Annotated in this window: 18 protein-coding genes; 2 read left to right on the top strand and 16 right to left on the bottom strand. The window is 30.6% G+C overall.

The window, feature by feature from the left end:
* Positions 1 to 16 precede the first annotated feature (16 nt).
* The 6 genes from IMX26_RS17030 to IMX26_RS17005 all read right to left on the bottom strand — a co-directional run bounded on the left by IMX26_RS17030 (position 17) and on the right by IMX26_RS17005 (position 4982).
* The gene (locus tag IMX26_RS17030; RefSeq protein WP_195159554.1) at positions 17 to 763 is read right to left on the bottom strand and encodes an MBL fold metallo-hydrolase; all 747 of its coding nucleotides are present in this window, start codon (positions 761 to 763) and stop codon (positions 17 to 19) included.
* Between the two features lie 14 nt (positions 764 to 777).
* On the bottom strand, positions 778 to 1401 hold the full coding sequence (locus IMX26_RS17025; RefSeq protein WP_195159553.1) for a TetR/AcrR family transcriptional regulator: 624 nt from the start codon (positions 1399 to 1401) through the stop codon (positions 778 to 780).
* A 152-nt stretch (positions 1402 to 1553) separates the two neighbouring features.
* Positions 1554 to 2294, bottom strand: coding sequence for an ATP-binding cassette domain-containing protein (locus IMX26_RS17020; protein ID WP_195159552.1), 741 nt, complete (start codon positions 2292 to 2294; stop codon positions 1554 to 1556).
* Positions 2295 to 2296: 2 nt separating this feature from the next.
* Positions 2297 to 3142, bottom strand: coding sequence for an ABC transporter permease subunit (locus IMX26_RS17015; protein WP_195159551.1), 846 nt, complete (start codon positions 3140 to 3142; stop codon positions 2297 to 2299).
* Positions 3132 to 4007, bottom strand: a complete 876-nt coding sequence (gene pstC, locus IMX26_RS17010; RefSeq protein WP_195159550.1) for a phosphate ABC transporter permease subunit PstC — start codon at positions 4005 to 4007, stop codon at positions 3132 to 3134. Before pstC ends, IMX26_RS17015 begins: the two co-directional genes overlap by 11 nt.
* An 84-nt stretch (positions 4008 to 4091) precedes the next feature.
* Positions 4092 to 4982, bottom strand: coding sequence for a phosphate ABC transporter substrate-binding protein (locus IMX26_RS17005; RefSeq protein WP_195159549.1), 891 nt, complete (start codon positions 4980 to 4982; stop codon positions 4092 to 4094).
* A 143-nt stretch (positions 4983 to 5125) separates the two neighbouring features.
* On the opposite strand from IMX26_RS17005, the gene IMX26_RS17000 reads away from it, so the two are divergent.
* Complete coding sequence (locus IMX26_RS17000) at positions 5126 to 5623, top strand: GNAT family protein (protein ID WP_195159548.1); 498 nt, start codon at positions 5126 to 5128, stop codon at positions 5621 to 5623.
* A gap of 902 nt (positions 5624 to 6525) precedes the next feature.
* Here the strand turns inward: IMX26_RS17000 and IMX26_RS18230 are convergent.
* The 7 genes from IMX26_RS18230 to IMX26_RS16970 form a co-directional block, all read right to left on the bottom strand.
* Positions 6526 to 6651: a hypothetical protein gene (locus tag IMX26_RS18230; RefSeq protein WP_279324874.1), complete on the bottom strand. Its 126-nt coding sequence runs from the start codon at positions 6649 to 6651 to the stop codon at positions 6526 to 6528.
* Positions 6652 to 6854: 203 nt separating this feature from the next.
* Positions 6855 to 7010, bottom strand: a complete 156-nt coding sequence (locus tag IMX26_RS16995; protein ID WP_195159547.1) for a hypothetical protein — start codon at positions 7008 to 7010, stop codon at positions 6855 to 6857.
* A gap of 14 nt (positions 7011 to 7024) precedes the next feature.
* A complete protein-coding gene (locus IMX26_RS16990; protein WP_347707917.1) occupies positions 7025 to 7840 on the bottom strand; it encodes a purine-nucleoside phosphorylase in 816 nt (271 codons plus the stop codon).
* A gap of 157 nt (positions 7841 to 7997) precedes the next feature.
* Entirely contained in the window at positions 7998 to 8801 is an 804-nt protein-coding gene (locus IMX26_RS16985; RefSeq protein ID WP_195159545.1) for a transposase, read from the bottom strand.
* Between the two features lie 115 nt (positions 8802 to 8916).
* Positions 8917 to 10512 carry a D-aminoacylase gene (locus IMX26_RS16980; RefSeq protein WP_195159544.1) on the bottom strand — a complete coding sequence of 532 codons (1596 nt, stop codon included), beginning with the start codon at positions 10510 to 10512 and terminating at the stop codon, positions 8917 to 8919.
* Positions 10513 to 10524: 12 nt separating this feature from the next.
* A complete protein-coding gene (locus IMX26_RS16975) occupies positions 10525 to 11193 on the bottom strand; it encodes a hypothetical protein (protein WP_195159543.1) in 669 nt (222 codons plus the stop codon).
* A gap of 12 nt (positions 11194 to 11205) precedes the next feature.
* The gene (locus tag IMX26_RS16970) at positions 11206 to 11922 is read right to left on the bottom strand and encodes a DUF5058 family protein (RefSeq protein ID WP_195159542.1); all 717 of its coding nucleotides are present in this window, start codon (positions 11920 to 11922) and stop codon (positions 11206 to 11208) included.
* 142 nt (positions 11923 to 12064) lie between these two features.
* Between IMX26_RS16970 and IMX26_RS16965 the strand changes: the two genes are divergently transcribed.
* Positions 12065 to 12985, top strand: coding sequence for a LysR family transcriptional regulator (locus IMX26_RS16965; protein WP_195159541.1), 921 nt, complete (start codon positions 12065 to 12067; stop codon positions 12983 to 12985).
* 113 nt (positions 12986 to 13098) lie between these two features.
* Here IMX26_RS16965 and IMX26_RS16960 read toward each other — a convergent pair whose 3' ends face one another.
* Genes IMX26_RS16960 through IMX26_RS16950 form a run of 3 tightly spaced genes read right to left on the bottom strand, consistent with a single transcriptional unit; the run spans position 13099 to position 16005 of the window.
* Positions 13099 to 14592 carry a hypothetical protein gene (locus IMX26_RS16960; RefSeq protein WP_195159540.1) on the bottom strand — a complete coding sequence of 498 codons (1494 nt, stop codon included), beginning with the start codon at positions 14590 to 14592 and terminating at the stop codon, positions 13099 to 13101.
* Positions 14593 to 14633: 41 nt separating this feature from the next.
* A complete protein-coding gene (locus IMX26_RS16955; protein WP_195159539.1) occupies positions 14634 to 15593 on the bottom strand; it encodes a M56 family metallopeptidase in 960 nt (319 codons plus the stop codon).
* A gap of 43 nt (positions 15594 to 15636) precedes the next feature.
* On the bottom strand, positions 15637 to 16005 hold the full coding sequence (locus IMX26_RS16950; protein ID WP_195159538.1) for a BlaI/MecI/CopY family transcriptional regulator: 369 nt from the start codon (positions 16003 to 16005) through the stop codon (positions 15637 to 15639).
* Between the last annotated feature and the right edge of the window lie 81 nt (positions 16006 to 16086).

Here is a 16086-nt window from a genome sequence, read left to right as displayed (position 1 = left end):
TTTTATAATTTTGGCTTTAACTTTGACCATCTAGTGTACTTACTTTTATAGATTTATTTATAAGATCTTTAAATACCTGCAGTTGCTCTGTTCCTAAATTGTAGTGCATAGGTACAGCATATTTAGGTTTTAGTAAATTAACTAGTTCAGCTGCCTGCGCAGTAGACATAGTTAATTTACCTCCATCTATAGGTACTAGTGCCACTGTTATATTATTAAGTTCTGTTATTTCTGAAATTAAATCGGTATCTCCAGCGTGATATAAGCTAAAATCAGCAAAGCTAATTACATAACCAACATATTTATGGGACTTTTTATGGGCTGTTAATAGGTGTGACTTGTTATTATAAGCAGCCACTGACTTAATTGTTATACTACCAAAACTAAATAATTTGCCTGGCTCTGTGCAGAGTATTTTAGTGTTAGACATTTTTTTTACTAGTTTTTTATATGCTTTTTGGGGTGTAATAATCACTGTATTATTAGTAACTAGTTTTTTAATAGTATCTATGCAAAAGTGATCTTGGTGGACATGAGTAATTAAGATATAGTCAGCCTCATGTGTTTCAGCTGTAATAACAGGATCAATATAGATTACTTTATTGTCTAATACAAGCCTAAAACTTGATGTAAAAAAGTCAACATGGTTTACTAAAAACGGTATATTTATGTGTACAGCACCTATAGCGGTTAGGTTAGTACTATTGTTAATTATTAAACTGCTAGCCTGTTTAGGTCTTTTTTTACTTAAAGTAATGCTCATTTTTTACCCCTTTATTAAGTTATTGAGTTAACAAAAAAGCTAATATGCTTTTTAAAATTAGTTGTTATGGCTGTATTATTTATACTATAGTTTTGCAGCAGCATGTAATGCTCATAAAACTTATAAATAATAAATGAATGAAATTCATGAGCTAAAAACTCAGTATCTGTGTAAGTTATTACGTTGTTATTTAACATAATATCAAAGATTTCTTTAAAAACAGCTCTTGCTTTTAATAGGTAATAGTTATAAAAATACTCCCTTACCATATTTATTTTTAGTTGCTCTACCGATAAAATTTTTAAAACCTTAAGTAATAGAGGGTCTTGTAGTCCTAAAAGAGCAATTTTCAACAACTCAGTTAAAATTACATTAAGATCACGGCCTTTTAGTAATTGATTTACCCTTGTTTTAATCTTTTCATTATTATAAGTAGCAGCTAATCTTTGTTTATGGCTGTTAAGAATTTCTTCTAAAATATTTTCTTTGCTATTAAAGTGATTATATATAGAGCTACCTCTTATACCTACTGCTTTGGCAATTTCGCGTATTGTAACATGTTCATAACCCTTTTCATAAAACAAACTTATGGCTGACTCTATTATGCGCCTTTTGGTATTGCTTTGATTTGTTTTCATGTATATATCCTCTTTATCAACTTAACTAACACTGTTAGTTTAATTATACACTAACACTGTTAGTCTATCAAATTTAAAAAAACTATAATCCCAAGAACTACTGGTATTACAGTTTTTTGCTTAGTTATTTTCACTTTACTATCAAATAAATCTTAACCAAAATCACCATTAAGGTAGTCTTGAGTTTTTTTATTTTTAGGATTATTAAATAAATTATAAGTATCATTGGCTTCTATTAATTGTGCCTCATTAAAAAATAGCGTATCATCACTAATGCGTTTTGCCTGGGCTAAATTATGAGTTACCAAAATGATAGAGTATTTTTCTTTAAGCCTAAGAAGCAAACTTTCAATAATTGCAGTATTTTTAACATCGAGAGCAGAGCAAGGTTCGTCTAATAATAAAACACTAGGGTTAGTGGTAAGCGCTCTTGCAATACATAATCTTTGCTGTTGGCCTCCACTTAAGTTATTGGCTTTGAGATTTAAATTTTGCTTTACTTCATTATATAAGTTAACCTCTTTTAGTTTTGCAATGGCTATTTTTTCACGCTCACTTTTACTTTTTCCTAAGTACTTGGTGGCATATGTTAGGTTTTTAATAATGCTTAAAGGAAATGCCATTGGTTGTTGAAAAACAAAGCCTGTTTTACCTATTAAATCACTAATATTGCTTTCATTATAATTATTATTGTTATAAATAATTGAGCCCTGCATATGGTAGTGGGCTATGTGTTTAACTAAGCCAGCCAGGGTTAAAAGCAGAGTTGTTTTACCGCAACCCGAGGGGCCTATTATTGAGGTGATTTTATTTTTATGAAATGTACAAGAAACATCTTTGAGTACCACCTTGTTATTATAAGATGAAGTTAAATTATTTACCTTTATAACCATAGTTAACGCTCCCTTCTCCAGTAGCTAAAAATATAAGTTGATATATTAATAATCAGCAATAATATTAGTAAAACTGAGGCGGTAGCAAAGGCATTTTGCACTGAAATATTCTCTCCTACTAAATAGTATAAATGCAATGGCAGTGCCATTGAGGGAGACAAAATAGACTTTGCTGTGGAGGCATAAAAAACAGCTCCTGTTAATAAAATTGGAGCAGTAGCACCCATTGCTAAGCTAGATGCTAAACTTATAGTAGATAATAAATCACGCCATGCTACGGGTAAAACAATGTTAAAAATAAAGAAAATATTATTTACTCCTAAAGCAGAGGAGTATAGAGCATAACGTTTATTTATATCACTAAAAATACGCTCAAACTTAACTTCAATATACGGAAAAATCATTAACCCCAAAACCAATCCACCAGCAAGAATAGAAATACCAATCCCTAAATAAACCACCAAAAAACTATAACCAAACAATCCTAAAATAATAGAGGGTATTCCTGCAATTACCCCAATTACAACCTTAATTAACTGCTTTAGCTTACCATTAGTGCAATAAAACTCCAAAAAAATAGCTACACAAAAAGCTAAAGCTGTAGCAAAAACTGTTGCTACAAAAGTAAAGTATAAACTACCAATAACCGCTGGAAATACTCCACCACTAGTTCCTATAGGAAAACCCTTAGGTTTACTAAAAATAAATTCTAAGCTTAGGCTACTGCCCGCTTTATAAAATACTAAGGCAAATATAAATAGTACGGCACTTATAATAAAGATAAATGAAAATATGGCAAGTAGTTTGGTAAAAATATGGGCTTTAAATAGCCTGTGTTTAGGATTCATATTTATTTACCTTTCTATCTATTTTACGAATTAAGTAGTTAATAATAACTAAAAATAACATCAAAATAGCTCCCGCGGTATATAAACTTTGGTAATGCAAACTACCCAATTGAGATCCACTCATTTCTAGAGCTATTAAGCCACTTAAAGTTATACCTTTGCCTAATAATTTAGGTGCAATTGTACTATTACCTACTACCATCATAACTGCCATAGTTTCACCTAAAGCACGAGATAATGCCAGCATATAGCCAGTTAAGATGTGCCCCTTTGTGGCCTGCAATACTAAGTGAGTTAAGTTATACCAAGGGCTTGTACCTAAAGCTGTGGTTTGCAAAAGGTACTTATTACTAATATAATCAAAGGCTTTAACATAGCTTGAAATCATAAACGGAATAACCATTATCGTTAAAGTAATCACTGCTGCTAAAATACTTTCGCCTGTAGTAAGTAATTTACTTTTTTCAAGTAGCTTTACTATAGTTACTAAACCTAAAAAGCCATACACTACCGATGGAATTCCAGCAAGCATATCCAACATAGACATAGTCACATACTTCAACCTACCCGTTATATACCTACTTATAAATAAGGCACAGCCAATAGCCATTGGTAAGGCAAATAATGAGGCCAGTAAACCAATATAAAGAGTACCAGTAATCATCGATAGTAATCCAAAGCTAGGATTTTTTGATAAAGGGCGCCAACTAAAACTTAAAATTGACTTAATATTTCCACTAAACACAAAGCCTAGGCTTTCCTTTAAAATAAAAAAACATATTAAGGCAAGTAGCAATAAGGTAACTAGTGAAACTGCCTTAACAACATAATGAATAATTGCATTCAGTTTTTGGTACTTATTCATAATAATCACCTAACTTAAATTATAACAATAGTAAATCTGTGGATTTATTAAACCCACAGATTTACAAAATAATTGCAGTTTACATTACTTGGCTGAAACAAACCCTAACTCAGTAACAACCTGCATACCACGCTCAGAGATTAAAAAATCTATAAACGCTTGTTCTTGCTGTTTTAGTTCACCATTTTTTAATACTAATAGTGGTCTCGAAATTTTATAGTCACCACTGATAATATTTTCTTTGCTTGGCTCAACTTCATCTACATTCATAGCTATTAATTTACCACTATTTTGATTAACAACCCCAAATGAAGCATAACCAATAGCGTTTTCGTTATCAATAATTTTAGTAACTAATGCACCCATTGAAGGTGATTGAATAACATTAGCGCTTACCTCGGCATCACCCATTATTTTCTTTTGAAATACAGAATGAGCACCGCCACCAATATCTCTAGTAATAACTACAATCTCTTCTTTTGGCAAGTCTTTATTAACGTCGCTCCATAATTTATACTCACCAGAAAAGATTTTTTTGAGTTGCTCAGTAGTAAAACCTTCTTGTAAGTTATATACGTTATTATTTGGATTAACTGCAATAGTTAAAGCATCTGTACCAAGCTTAAACTGCTGATATTTCTCGAACTTAGCCTGCTCTTCTTCAGAAACACTTTTAGAAGCCAAACCAAAATTAGCAGATTTGTCGATTGCAGACTTAATTCCTGCACCCGAGCCACCACCATTAATAACTATACTAATTGGCTCCTTAGGAAACTCACTATTTACTTGATCCCAGGTGCTATATTTATCAGTAAACTCACTAATTAGTTGAGTTACCACAGGACCTAAAGTTGATGAACCAGTCATAATTATCTCGCCTATTTTTTCTACAGAAGTGTCTGTAGACTGATTATTACATGCACTTAAACTAAAAATTAATACCATCGTTACAGCAATTAAAGCAATTTTTTTCATGTCTAACTCCTTATATAACATTTATTTATATCTAATATATTGATTCATTATAACACCCACTTTTTAATTCAGCAATAAATATTTAATTAAATAATGTAAAATAAATATGCTATAATAGCCATAAAAATGAAAGGATCTAAAATATGCCAATACTAGGAGTTAATCAACCCCAAATCATAGTAATAAGTTCAGAACTTAGATTGCGTAAATTTGATAATAACTTTGAATTTGCTTTACACTGGTATCAAGACTTACCTACTTTAAAACTGCTTGACAATAGAGATAAAGAGCCATATGACCTAACAAAGGTAACAAAGATGTATAACTATTTAAACAATATAGGAGAGTTATATTTTATTGAAGTAAAAGAGAATAATAGATTTAAACCTATTGGAGATGTTACGTTTTGGCAAAATGATATGCCTATTGTGATTGGAGAAAAAAGTTACAGGGGTAAAGGAATTGGCTTTAAAGTTGTAAAATCCCTAATTGAAAGAGCCAAAACACTAGGTTATCAGCAAATTTCCATTAGGGAGATTTACAAATTTAATGTTGGTTCACAAAAAACATTCGAAAAAGCAGGGTTTACTAAAAATAAAGCAACTAAAAATGGTTACTCATATATTTTAAACCTAGCTTAGCTTTACACTTTAGTTTTAGCTTAACTAAACTTGCTTAAAAATTTACAATTTAAGTAAAGAAAAAATGCACTTTAGTATAATCTAATATCCTGTAAAAATGCAGAACAGACTTGCACACAACTGAATTTATTGCAATGACTTATATCATCGTCTATTGATTTACTATTAGGCTTAATAAAAAAATGCATTTATATTCTCTCCTTATATGCTAATTATCAATGTTTACCATTATTATCGATTGTAAAATAAGTATTAATTGCAACTTGATACTTTAGGTTTTAACTTGCGATATTAACATTATGATAATTTTATACTTTTAGATAAATGCTTTTTATGAATTTCTTGGACACACTAAACAAAATTTAGGGCAGGTCCAAGGGTCGCAGTCTGGCAAATCAATTGGCTGTTTATTTAATGGGCTAACTAAAAAAGTCATAAAGGTTCCTCCTGATTTAATAATTAAATTTCAATAATACATGCTTAGCTTATTTACTTACAAGACATAAACAGTTATATACTTTATAGATATTTATTGTTTTTATCATAATAATACACTTTTATTTACCACCTAAGCACTGAGAATATCTTATACTTTATCAATAACCTTCCAAATTACACCTCCAAATAATCATTTAGCCATTGTTAGCTATTACCTACATTATATTCCATTTTTCTAAATACTACAAGATAATACTATTTTGTAAAACATCTGTCATAACAATGATTTACACCTGTACACCTAACACAATCTTTAACATCATCATAAATTTGAGCTTTCACTAAGAATAACATTATTACTCACCCCCCTCATACTAACTAAACCCATTCAACCATTAGGGACAGTCCCCTATGGTTGAATACACTTAATTTTTACCCCCTCTTCAGCCAATGGGGACAGTCCCCTATGGTCGAAGGTTCATGTTGTTGTAGCCAGTACAAACAATATTACAAGACTCTTTATTTGTGCAATAAAGTGTATCGCAACCTAATGTAGCTTTATTATTTTGTGGTTCAATTATGTAGTTCATTTTTAGTACCCCTTTTAGTTAATAAAAAAGCATTCCACTAAAATTAGTGAAACACCTTATTACTTTATTAATATACCATTTTTTACAATTAACTGATGTCGAAGTAACTGAATAACTTATCATAGTTAAAAACTAGTTTTCTGGAATACTGTTTTCTCTAAAGGAGGCATATTTGCTTTTATAAATTAAATGAATAGTACCTACTACTTCATCTTGAATATAGGCAATAAAACAGTCTCTTTTTGCTCAGCTAAACATTTATCGTAATATGCTTTTGATCTTTTAATACTATATTTTGCAAAGCTATTTAATATATCGTCAATTATATTTCTATTTAGTCTTTTAATTTCAATATTCATAACAATAGCCTCTATTAGTTAATTTCTTGAATAATTTGCTCTACCCATTTGCAGAAAATTATTGAAGCCTTTTTAGCTGTTTCAACTACACGCTCATGGCTGTGCTTTACTTTTTGAATGCCTGTTGCCATATTTGTAATACAGGAAATGCCTAATACCTGTAAACCTAAGTAATTTGCTGCTATAGTCTCTGGCACTGTAGACATGCCCACTGCATCTGCACCCATTTTTGCAATAGCCCTTATCTCAGCTGCTGTCTCATAATAGGGACCCATAAAGCCGGCATAAACTCCCTCTTGATAATCGATATTTAAGTCTTTTGCTATAGCTTTGGCTTTATTAATTAACGCTAGTTTAAACGGCTCAGTCATGTCTGGAAAACGAGGTCCAAAACGTTCATCATTTACTCCTATTAAAGGGTTGTCTGAAACTAAATTAATAAAATCATTTATAATCATTAAGGTACCAGGTTGAAAACTAGTGTTAATACCGCCACAGGCATTGGTAACAATTAGTTTTTCTATACCTAACATTTTCATTACATAGATAGGGTAAGCTACTTGTTTCATTGTGTAACCCTCATAATAATGAAATCGACCTTGCATGGCCATAACTTCTACACCATTAATAGTGCCAAACACCATACGACCAGAGTGACCGTGTACTGTCACTTGTGGAAAATTAGGAATATCTTTATATTCAATTATTTGCTTATGAGTTATTACATTTACCAAATCTCCTAATCCAGACCCTAGTATTACTGCTATTTTAGGATTAAAGTTAGTTTTATCTTGAATAAACTTAGCTGACTGAACAACCTTTTCGTATATATTTTTCATATTGATATCCTCCATTTCTTTTTCATAAATCACCTTATAATAACTGTTAGTTCATTCGATAAATGCTATGCGTTGCTGCCATATTAGTTATACAAAATTACAAAAACTCATATAACTAAATAGTTTATATATACATCCTATTGATAGTTTAGTTATTAATATTTAAATCTGTATTTATTTTTTTTGCTACTGAATCTACCTTGTATCTTTTTGTGCCTATTAGTTTAGCAATTGCTCTTTGTGATAGTTTTGTTTTTGATAACAGCTCAGTTATTAATTGCTCTAATAACTCATTATCTTTATACAACTGTTTGGCATTTCTTATTCCATTTAAGCGACAAAAGCTTGATAATATACTTTGAGCACGACTCATAAGAAAAAGCTCTTTGTCTTCTTGGGTATCTAAGTAGATATTAATGTCATCTGTACTATGAAACAATGTAAATCTGAGATTATCTTTGTTAAAATACTGCAATATAAACTGCTTTTGTTCATTACTTATATAAGAAGTTGTTTTAAAATATTCCTTATAGCTACTCCACTCATAGTCATCAGCATCATCAACTATATTAGCTTTAACAGGGTTATTATGTACATACCTAACAACATTCATTAAATACTCATCTGTTTCTATTTGCTCACTTTTATATCTATCCTGAAAAACATGACCAACTCTATCATTAATATAATTATATAACATTGCAAACTTGGTATTGGTAATGCTCATTGTTTCTTGCAACTCAGTTATTTCTGATTTTAATACTAAATGAGCGTGATTATTCATAATACACCAAGCTACTAATTGCACATTATTGCTTAACATATGTTCATTTAGTAAGTTTATATATTTTATTTTTGCTGACTTTTTGGTAAATATAGGCTCTTTGTTATTTCCTCTAACCATAACGTGATAATAGCCTGTACTGCTTATTTGTCTTGCTTTTCTAGCCAAAATATCACCCCTTTAGATTATACTATAACCGCATCTTTTTGCCAAAGGGGACTGTCCCCATTGGTTGTATAAAATAAGAGATAGTTATTAGCTATCCCTTACTTTTTGTTGTTATTTAGTTATTTCTGCGTATTATTTTACCGCACCTTATGCCAGTTGTTTTGTTATCTTTTACAGCTATTTCACCATTTACAATTACATATTTAATACCCTCATTGTCTTGTATAGGGTTACTAAATGTTGATTTATCTATTATTTTTTCTTTATTAAATATTACAATATCTGCGTCATAACCTACTGCTATTTTACCTTTATTTGTTAAGTTATAGTTTTCTGCTGCTAAACCTGTCATTTTATAAACTGCTTGTTCTAATGTTAGGCTCTGTTTTTCTCTTACATACCTACCCAACACCCGTGGAAAAGATCCAATAGAGCGTGGATGAGTCATGGGCATACCTGCTACATATAGTGAATCAGTGCAAATCATACAGCTTTTATGTTTTAATAAATATTCAACATCATCTTCACTCATTGAAAAACAAATATCGCTGACATCTAACTGATTCTGCAATAATAGCTCAACATAGGTATCAAACTCATCTTGACCCAAACTAAGGGCATATTCTGTTATTGTTTTGCCTACTGCTTTTGGAGTATGAGCAGCTCTAATAATCAACAAAGAGTTAAATCCATTTTCCTTTATATCGTTATCCCAGTCTTCATCTGGATTAAATATTTTATCTTTTAGTTGTTGTTGATATTTTTTATCTTTTAGTTGCTTTAAAAATGTTTCTGCACCATCTTTTAAACAACTTGGCGGCAATGTGCCACTAAGGGTTGTGGAGCTAGCAATATAAGGATAAGTATCATGGCTCACTTTAATACCAGCATTGTTGGCCTCATTTATTAAAGAACACGTTTCTTTAACTTTACCCCAATTTTTTTTACCTACTGCTTTATGGTGAGATATATTAACTGCAATCTTTGTTTTGGCGCCTATATTAATGGTTTGCTTAACACACTCTACTAAGCTATTTCCCTGATTTTTTAAGTGACTTGTATAGTGCCCCTGGTACTTGTTTACTATTTCACACAACTCAATTATTTCTTGTTCATCTGCATATGAGCCTGGGGCATACATTAAGCCACTCGACAAACCAAATGCTCCACTCTCTAAACACTCTTGCAATAGTATTTTCATTTTTTGCAATTGATCTGTATTAGGTTTACCATTATCTAAACCCATAGCAGCAATTCTTAATGTACCATGCCCAACAAATAAACCTAAGTTAATGCCTAACGGTAATTGCTCTAACATATTTAAATATGATTGAAAGCTAGTGTATTGTTTAAAGCTTTCATTAAGAGGGGCTCCTAGTTTACTATAATAACCATAAAATTCAGCCCAGTGATTATTACTAATTGGAGCCAATGTAAAACCACATTGACCTGCTAACTCGGTAGTAACTCCCTGTTTTAGTTTGGCGCTACACTCTGGATCTACAAAAGCAAACATATCTGTATGTCCGTGAACATCTATGAATCCTGGGGTTACAGTTTGTGACTTTGCATCAACTATTTGTTTTGCTTCGCATTGTAAATCTTTATCTATAGCTATTATTTTTCCATTATCTATTGCTATATTTGCCTTATAGCTTTTATTTGCTGTTCCATCAATTATATTAGCGTTTTTTATAAGTAGCTGTATCATTTTTATTCCTCTCTATTTATCTTTTTTTAACCAGTTCTGCTTATACATTATTCTGCTTGTTATAACCCCAAAAAGAATCAAGATAGGCATTACTATAGCAGATGGTATTAGCTCAAATTTTAGTAATACAAAACCTAATGTAAAAGGAACAATTGCTAATTTGGGATTTTTTGAAATCATACCTACCCCTAGTGCTCCAAATAAGGCAGGAATAATATTACTAAATGCTGGCTGTAAAACTGGGTTTGCCAATGGCTTTGAGAGTGGAATCATTAATAATACTCCTAGTACAATAATAATTTCTGAAACAATCGTGGAAGTTGCCATTGCTATAGTTGAAACAATATCAGATTCTTCGGTGTAATTAGAGGGATCTAAACCTACTGATTCCATAGCTGATATTGATGAAGGTATTTTTAAATTTGTGAAGTTTCCTGTTAAGACCATAATATACATTGCTGATGTACCTATTATTGGGGCTATACTTAAAAACTCACTTAAGGAAACTGGCAACATCAACATTAAAATTGAGCCTGCACCCTTAATAATATGAGGTATTGATACAGGCACATCAAAGATAAATATTAGAGTTAAAGGAAATAATAGTGTTCCAATAAAACCTAACGTTAAACTTAGTCTTCCAAAACTATGAGCCTTGTCATCGTAACTCTTTTTATTCATTATTTTTACCTCCTAAAAAGCCATTGAAAACACAACAGCAGAAATCATGCCAATAATCATGCTAAATGATATCGCAAAGTCCTTAAGCCATTTTGCTTCAGTTTTCTTTATTATTAATCCAATAATAACCATGGCACATCCACTGGTAACCATAGTTATTAAGCCTGTTCCACCTTTGGCAAGTGGTTCTGCCATAAACCTTGAATACATGGCAACTATAATTGTTGCAACTAAAATTTTACTCCAGGTATTGTCTTTTGATTTTGCAAGTCTTTTATTGAGGCTTTTTTTATACCATTTAAAAATAAAAATAGTTAAACCAATAGTTACAAATGAGCCAATAGTCATAGTACATACAGAGGTTAAATAAGACTGTGCACCATATGCTGCACTTCCTAACTCAACACCCCCAGCTGTTGCGCCCAAGTTGGCAGCTAATAACTCATAGGTTAACGAACCTATTACCGAAAGTCTACCCCAAGCTATTGGGGTTCCTAATACAGTTGCTAAAGTAATTAAAGCAATTATTATTGCAATACTTGGAACAACACTGGTAATGGCAGCCGTTTTAGCAGCTTTTTTAAGCTTTTCTCTCGAAACACCTAGTTCATCTGCTCTTTTTAAGGCCATTTTTATGTACACTATCGCCTGCCAAGTAATAAGTGCTAATAAAAAAATAACTATAATATACAGCACCGAACTATTTGCAATCTCTAAATAATTTTTCATTGGCTTGTCCCCTTTCAAACACTATTAAATTTTTATGAGTATATAATTACATCTCTAAATCAGTATAACACTTGATTGATATATGAATATTATATATAATTTATATATTATACATATATTAATTTTTGATATGGAGGTAATAATGAACATTCAGCAAATTAAACAAGTTTTAACTATTGCGGCTCTAGGTTCAATTAATAAGGCGGCTAAGGAGTTATTTTTGTCTCAACCTAACTTGTCTTTATCTATTAAAAATTTAGAAGATGAATTACAAAACTTTATATTCACTAGAACCAGTAAAGGCGTTGAATTAACTGAATTTGGAAGAGAGTTTATTGCTATTGCCCAGCCTGCATATCAGCAATTTAACTACCTAGAAGAATTTTGTTCATCTATTACCTATGATGCCCCTTTAAGCTTTTCGGTTTCTAGCCAATATTTTAAGTTTGCCAGCTCCGTATTTATTGATGTTTATAATAAATACAAAAATAAAAACACTAATTTCTCTTTTAAAGAAGAACCTATTCTTCAAGTTATATCCTCTGTACATAATCAACAATCAGAAATCGGAATTTTACTTTTATCTTCAATGCAAAAAAAGGTTTTACTAAGGCTCTTAAAATCACGTGGAATTAACTATTACAAGTTTACCACTGAAAAAGCCAGCATTATTATTGGCCCTAACAACCCTTATTTTAGTAAAAACATTAAGGGAGTTACTCGCAACATGATTTCAAATTTTCCTTTTGTAACTTATAATGATGACCAATATAATTTTAGTGTGGAATGGGCAGAGGTAGGAATTTTTAATCCTAATAATCGCATTTATGTTTCCGACAGAGCTAGTATGAATGATTTTTTAACCAATACAAATGCATTTACTGTAGGTGTTCATAACATTAATGCCTATAACAATACTGAATACTATAAAAACCTAAGAGCTTTGCCCTTTTTAGATGTGGATTTAACATTTGAATTAGGTTGGATAGCAAACAAAAGCAGACCATTGTCTGCCATTGCTCAGGAATATATTGATTTGGTAAACGATGTGTTAAAGCTATAGCTGGTTTAAGCTAGTAAAAATGTCACCAACAATATTAGTGACATTTTTACTAGCTTTATTAACTTGGTGTTGATATTAAAAAACTGTAAAATAATAAATATTTTACTTGCCAGTTACTGCACAATCACCTTGCCACTAGGCAATGGTAAAACGAAGTCTGTTCCTAACTCGTCTTGGTAATTATCATAACTTTTACGCCACTCTAGCTCATATTTATTATTATATTTTTCAATTGTGGTTTCAGTATCATACCATATGCATGATATAACCAAAGGTTGTGGTAATGTTTTTATGTTTCTGGTAGACTTTAAAATAAAGCCACCATCTGTAGTAACTATAATATCCCGTGGTGAATGTTTTAGTGAAAAGCTTTTTTTAATAATTCCTAGCTGATTATAAATTCTTAATTCACACATATCACCACTACTACAGGTAATTATAAAGTCACCATTTGGTAAGAGGGTTTCATTTAACAAGTGCTTTTGCTGTAGATTTATTTCAACTGAAGATAATATATCTCCATTTTTATTGTATTTTTCAATAATGCCTATTCTATCACTACTAGCATTTTCACGAATATGTTTTGTAATATATACATACTTATCATTTATTAAAATATCTTCACCATAGTAATTTTTATTGTTACTTAATTTACACCATATAGAATTAAGGTTTGAATCTAGCCTAGCAATAAATTTTTGCATGTTTGACGATTCACGATTTTTAAAGTCACCATTAGTTGATTCAGTCATTCCTTCAATAAGCAAACCAAACTGTTTACTATAATCAACACTTCTCACATTATCAAAATTACTTCCCCCAAATATCCTTTGTTTAATAATAGCACCTTTGTTATCTATTTTACTTAACACTATATCTTTATGGTAGTCTTGCCCCGATTTTGGTGGATTTAAGGTATCACAAACACCTACACAAAGTAATTCATCTTTTTCAGTAACTAAAATATGTTTTATTACACTGTCACAGGTTTCTATAAAACTTTGCTTCCATAAAACTTCACCTTGCTGGCTGATACAAGTTAAGTTGTTTTTATTTTGCACCTTTTGGCTTGACATAAATAAAGTAACAGGTTCATAACCAGTAAAACTAATAATTATATTGCCGTTAGGCAGTTGTTTAAACAAATCAATTGTTAAATGCTCTGATACATTAGTTAATGTTAAATGCCATAACTCTTTACCAGTAAAATCTATTTTTTTTATGTAAGGTTTATGAAATTTACGATCTTTAAAGCCTTTGATATCTTGCTTTTGTTTAAATGCTAATAAATATCCATCTTCAACTTCTATGATTTTTATTAATTCAATATTTTCATTATTTACATCATATATTCTGCTATAGTTTTGTTTTATCATTGCCAAACTAGTAAGTGGTATTTCATCAATTTTGTGAGAGCAATAATCAGTAATTTTTTCGTAATTAGTATTTCTATTTAGGTTAAAATGTGGTACACCATTTATGTCTATAATTTTAACTTCTTCATGCTTTTCTTGTTTGAACTCTTTTACATCACTTAATTTCGATTTATCTTTTTGATTTTCACTACTAAAGGCGCATAGGGTTATTAAAAGAACTACTAATAACATTAATGTAAAAATTTTTCTAATACACTTCACGACTTCACCTTCTAACTTATAATTTGATTTGTTGATAAAAGCACTGATAGGATAGTCAACAAAATTACTGTAATTATTATCATTAACAGAGACAATTTTTTATAGTTTGTTATGTTTATTATTCGTTCTTTTACAGCAGTATTACCCAAAGCCAATAATGGTGTTGTTTGTTTTTGTGAAAGACTAATTAGTACGGATGCGTATTCTTTAACCTGTTGTTTACTAATTAAAGTTACTACTTTTTCATCACACGCCTTTTCTATATCTCGTTCACAAAGATATAAAAAATACCAAACAAAGGGGTTAAACCAGTGAATACAGGTAATAAAAATACTTACAAGTCTCCACAGATTATCTCTTCTTTTAATATGGCTACACTCATGCAACAAAATATAGTTTACATAGTCTTCTTTAATAACAGTAGGCAAGATAATTGTTGCATTAACTATACCCATTACTACTGGAGTTTTAAGTTTACTTATTTGTTTAAGTTTTATATTGTTCGAGAGTTTTAGTTTTTTACAGCAATTCTTTAAATCAGCTTCATAACCTTTCACTAAAGTTGCTGTCTTAAACTGCTTAATAGTTAATATATACAATACTATAGCTACTATAACAGCTATAACTAGGCCTACAAACCAAAAGTTACTTATAATGTTAAATAGACTCTCTATGTTATCATTTTTATACACTAAAGGCTGATAATTTTTTACTGCCAACAGAAAATTAGTGGTTGTTACTGGTGGTCTTATTGGAATAAATGTTTCTCCAAATTTAACATGTATTGCTTTTGCAAACCTACCAGCAATAAGATTAATTAAACTGTACTTACTAGATATTGTTAGTGGAAACAAAAACCTAAAAGCAACAATAGCCCACAAAGCAAATATAAACTTTTGAGGAAAAAATTTATGCAATAGTTTTACCAAAACTAAAACTATTAGCCCTACAAAAGAACCCATAATACTCATGTTGAGTAAATAATAAAATATGGTATTTAGCATTTTTTTACCACTAAAGCTTTTTGTCTATTAAGTCTTTTAACTGAGATATCTCATCATCAGTTAAATTTTCTTTTTTTATAAATGAGCTAAAAAATGTTTTTACAGAGCCCTCAAATAGTTTATTAATTAAATCACGGGTTTCAGCTAATTGAACTTGGTCTCGTGAAATTAAAGGCACACATATATAGTTGGGTTCTTCACGCTTTACAGCATTTTTAGCTACTAACTTTTTTATAACAGTATAGGTGGTATTTTTATTCCAACCTATTTCATCGTTTGCCAATATACTAAGTTGTTTAGCACTTACTGGCTGTTTTTGCTGCTGCCATATTAATTCCATTAATCTTAATTCTGCATCAAATAATTTTATTTTTTTCATTTATAACACCTCAGACTATTGTAATAGTATATATCAATACTACCATGATAGTCTGTAGATGTCAATATTGCAAAGAAGGTC

Origin of the sequence: Clostridium sp. 'deep sea' (genome assembly GCF_014931565.1) — a bacterium.
Classification (GTDB): Bacteria; Bacillota; UBA994; order PWPR01; family PWPR01.
The sequence above is the reverse complement of the archived record's forward strand: the minus strand, read 5'-3'. Positions and strand labels throughout refer to the sequence as shown.

Coding starts and splice junctions, on each gene's coding strand:
- IMX26_RS18230 (WP_279324874.1), bottom strand. CDS start 6,651: ATGAACTACATAATTGAACCACAAAATAATAAAGCTACATTAGGTTGC.
- pstC (WP_195159550.1), bottom strand. CDS start 4,007: ATGAATAAGTACCAAAAACTGAATGCAATTATTCATTATGTTGTTAAG.
- IMX26_RS17005 (WP_195159549.1), bottom strand. CDS start 4,982: ATGAAAAAAATTGCTTTAATTGCTGTAACGATGGTATTAATTTTTAGT.
- IMX26_RS16975 (WP_195159543.1), bottom strand. CDS start 11,193: ATGAATAAAAAGAGTTACGATGACAAGGCTCATAGTTTTGGAAGACTA.
- IMX26_RS16980 (WP_195159544.1), bottom strand. CDS start 10,512: ATGATACAGCTACTTATAAAAAACGCTAATATAATTGATGGAACAGCA.
- IMX26_RS17000 (WP_195159548.1), top strand. CDS start 5,126: ATGCCAATACTAGGAGTTAATCAACCCCAAATCATAGTAATAAGTTCA.
- IMX26_RS16970 (WP_195159542.1), bottom strand. CDS start 11,922: ATGAAAAATTATTTAGAGATTGCAAATAGTTCGGTGCTGTATATTATA.
- IMX26_RS16995 (WP_195159547.1), bottom strand. CDS start 7,010: ATGAATATTGAAATTAAAAGACTAAATAGAAATATAATTGACGATATA.
- IMX26_RS16960 (WP_195159540.1), bottom strand. CDS start 14,592: ATGTTATTAGTAGTTCTTTTAATAACCCTATGCGCCTTTAGTAGTGAA.
- IMX26_RS17020 (WP_195159552.1), bottom strand. CDS start 2,294: ATGGTTATAAAGGTAAATAATTTAACTTCATCTTATAATAACAAGGTG.
- IMX26_RS17015 (WP_195159551.1), bottom strand. CDS start 3,142: ATGAATCCTAAACACAGGCTATTTAAAGCCCATATTTTTACCAAACTA.
- IMX26_RS17030 (WP_195159554.1), bottom strand. CDS start 763: ATGAGCATTACTTTAAGTAAAAAAAGACCTAAACAGGCTAGCAGTTTA.
- IMX26_RS17025 (WP_195159553.1), bottom strand. CDS start 1,401: ATGAAAACAAATCAAAGCAATACCAAAAGGCGCATAATAGAGTCAGCC.
- IMX26_RS16965 (WP_195159541.1), top strand. CDS start 12,065: ATGAACATTCAGCAAATTAAACAAGTTTTAACTATTGCGGCTCTAGGT.
- IMX26_RS16950 (WP_195159538.1), bottom strand. CDS start 16,005: ATGAAAAAAATAAAATTATTTGATGCAGAATTAAGATTAATGGAATTA.
- IMX26_RS16955 (WP_195159539.1), bottom strand. CDS start 15,593: ATGAGTATTATGGGTTCTTTTGTAGGGCTAATAGTTTTAGTTTTGGTA.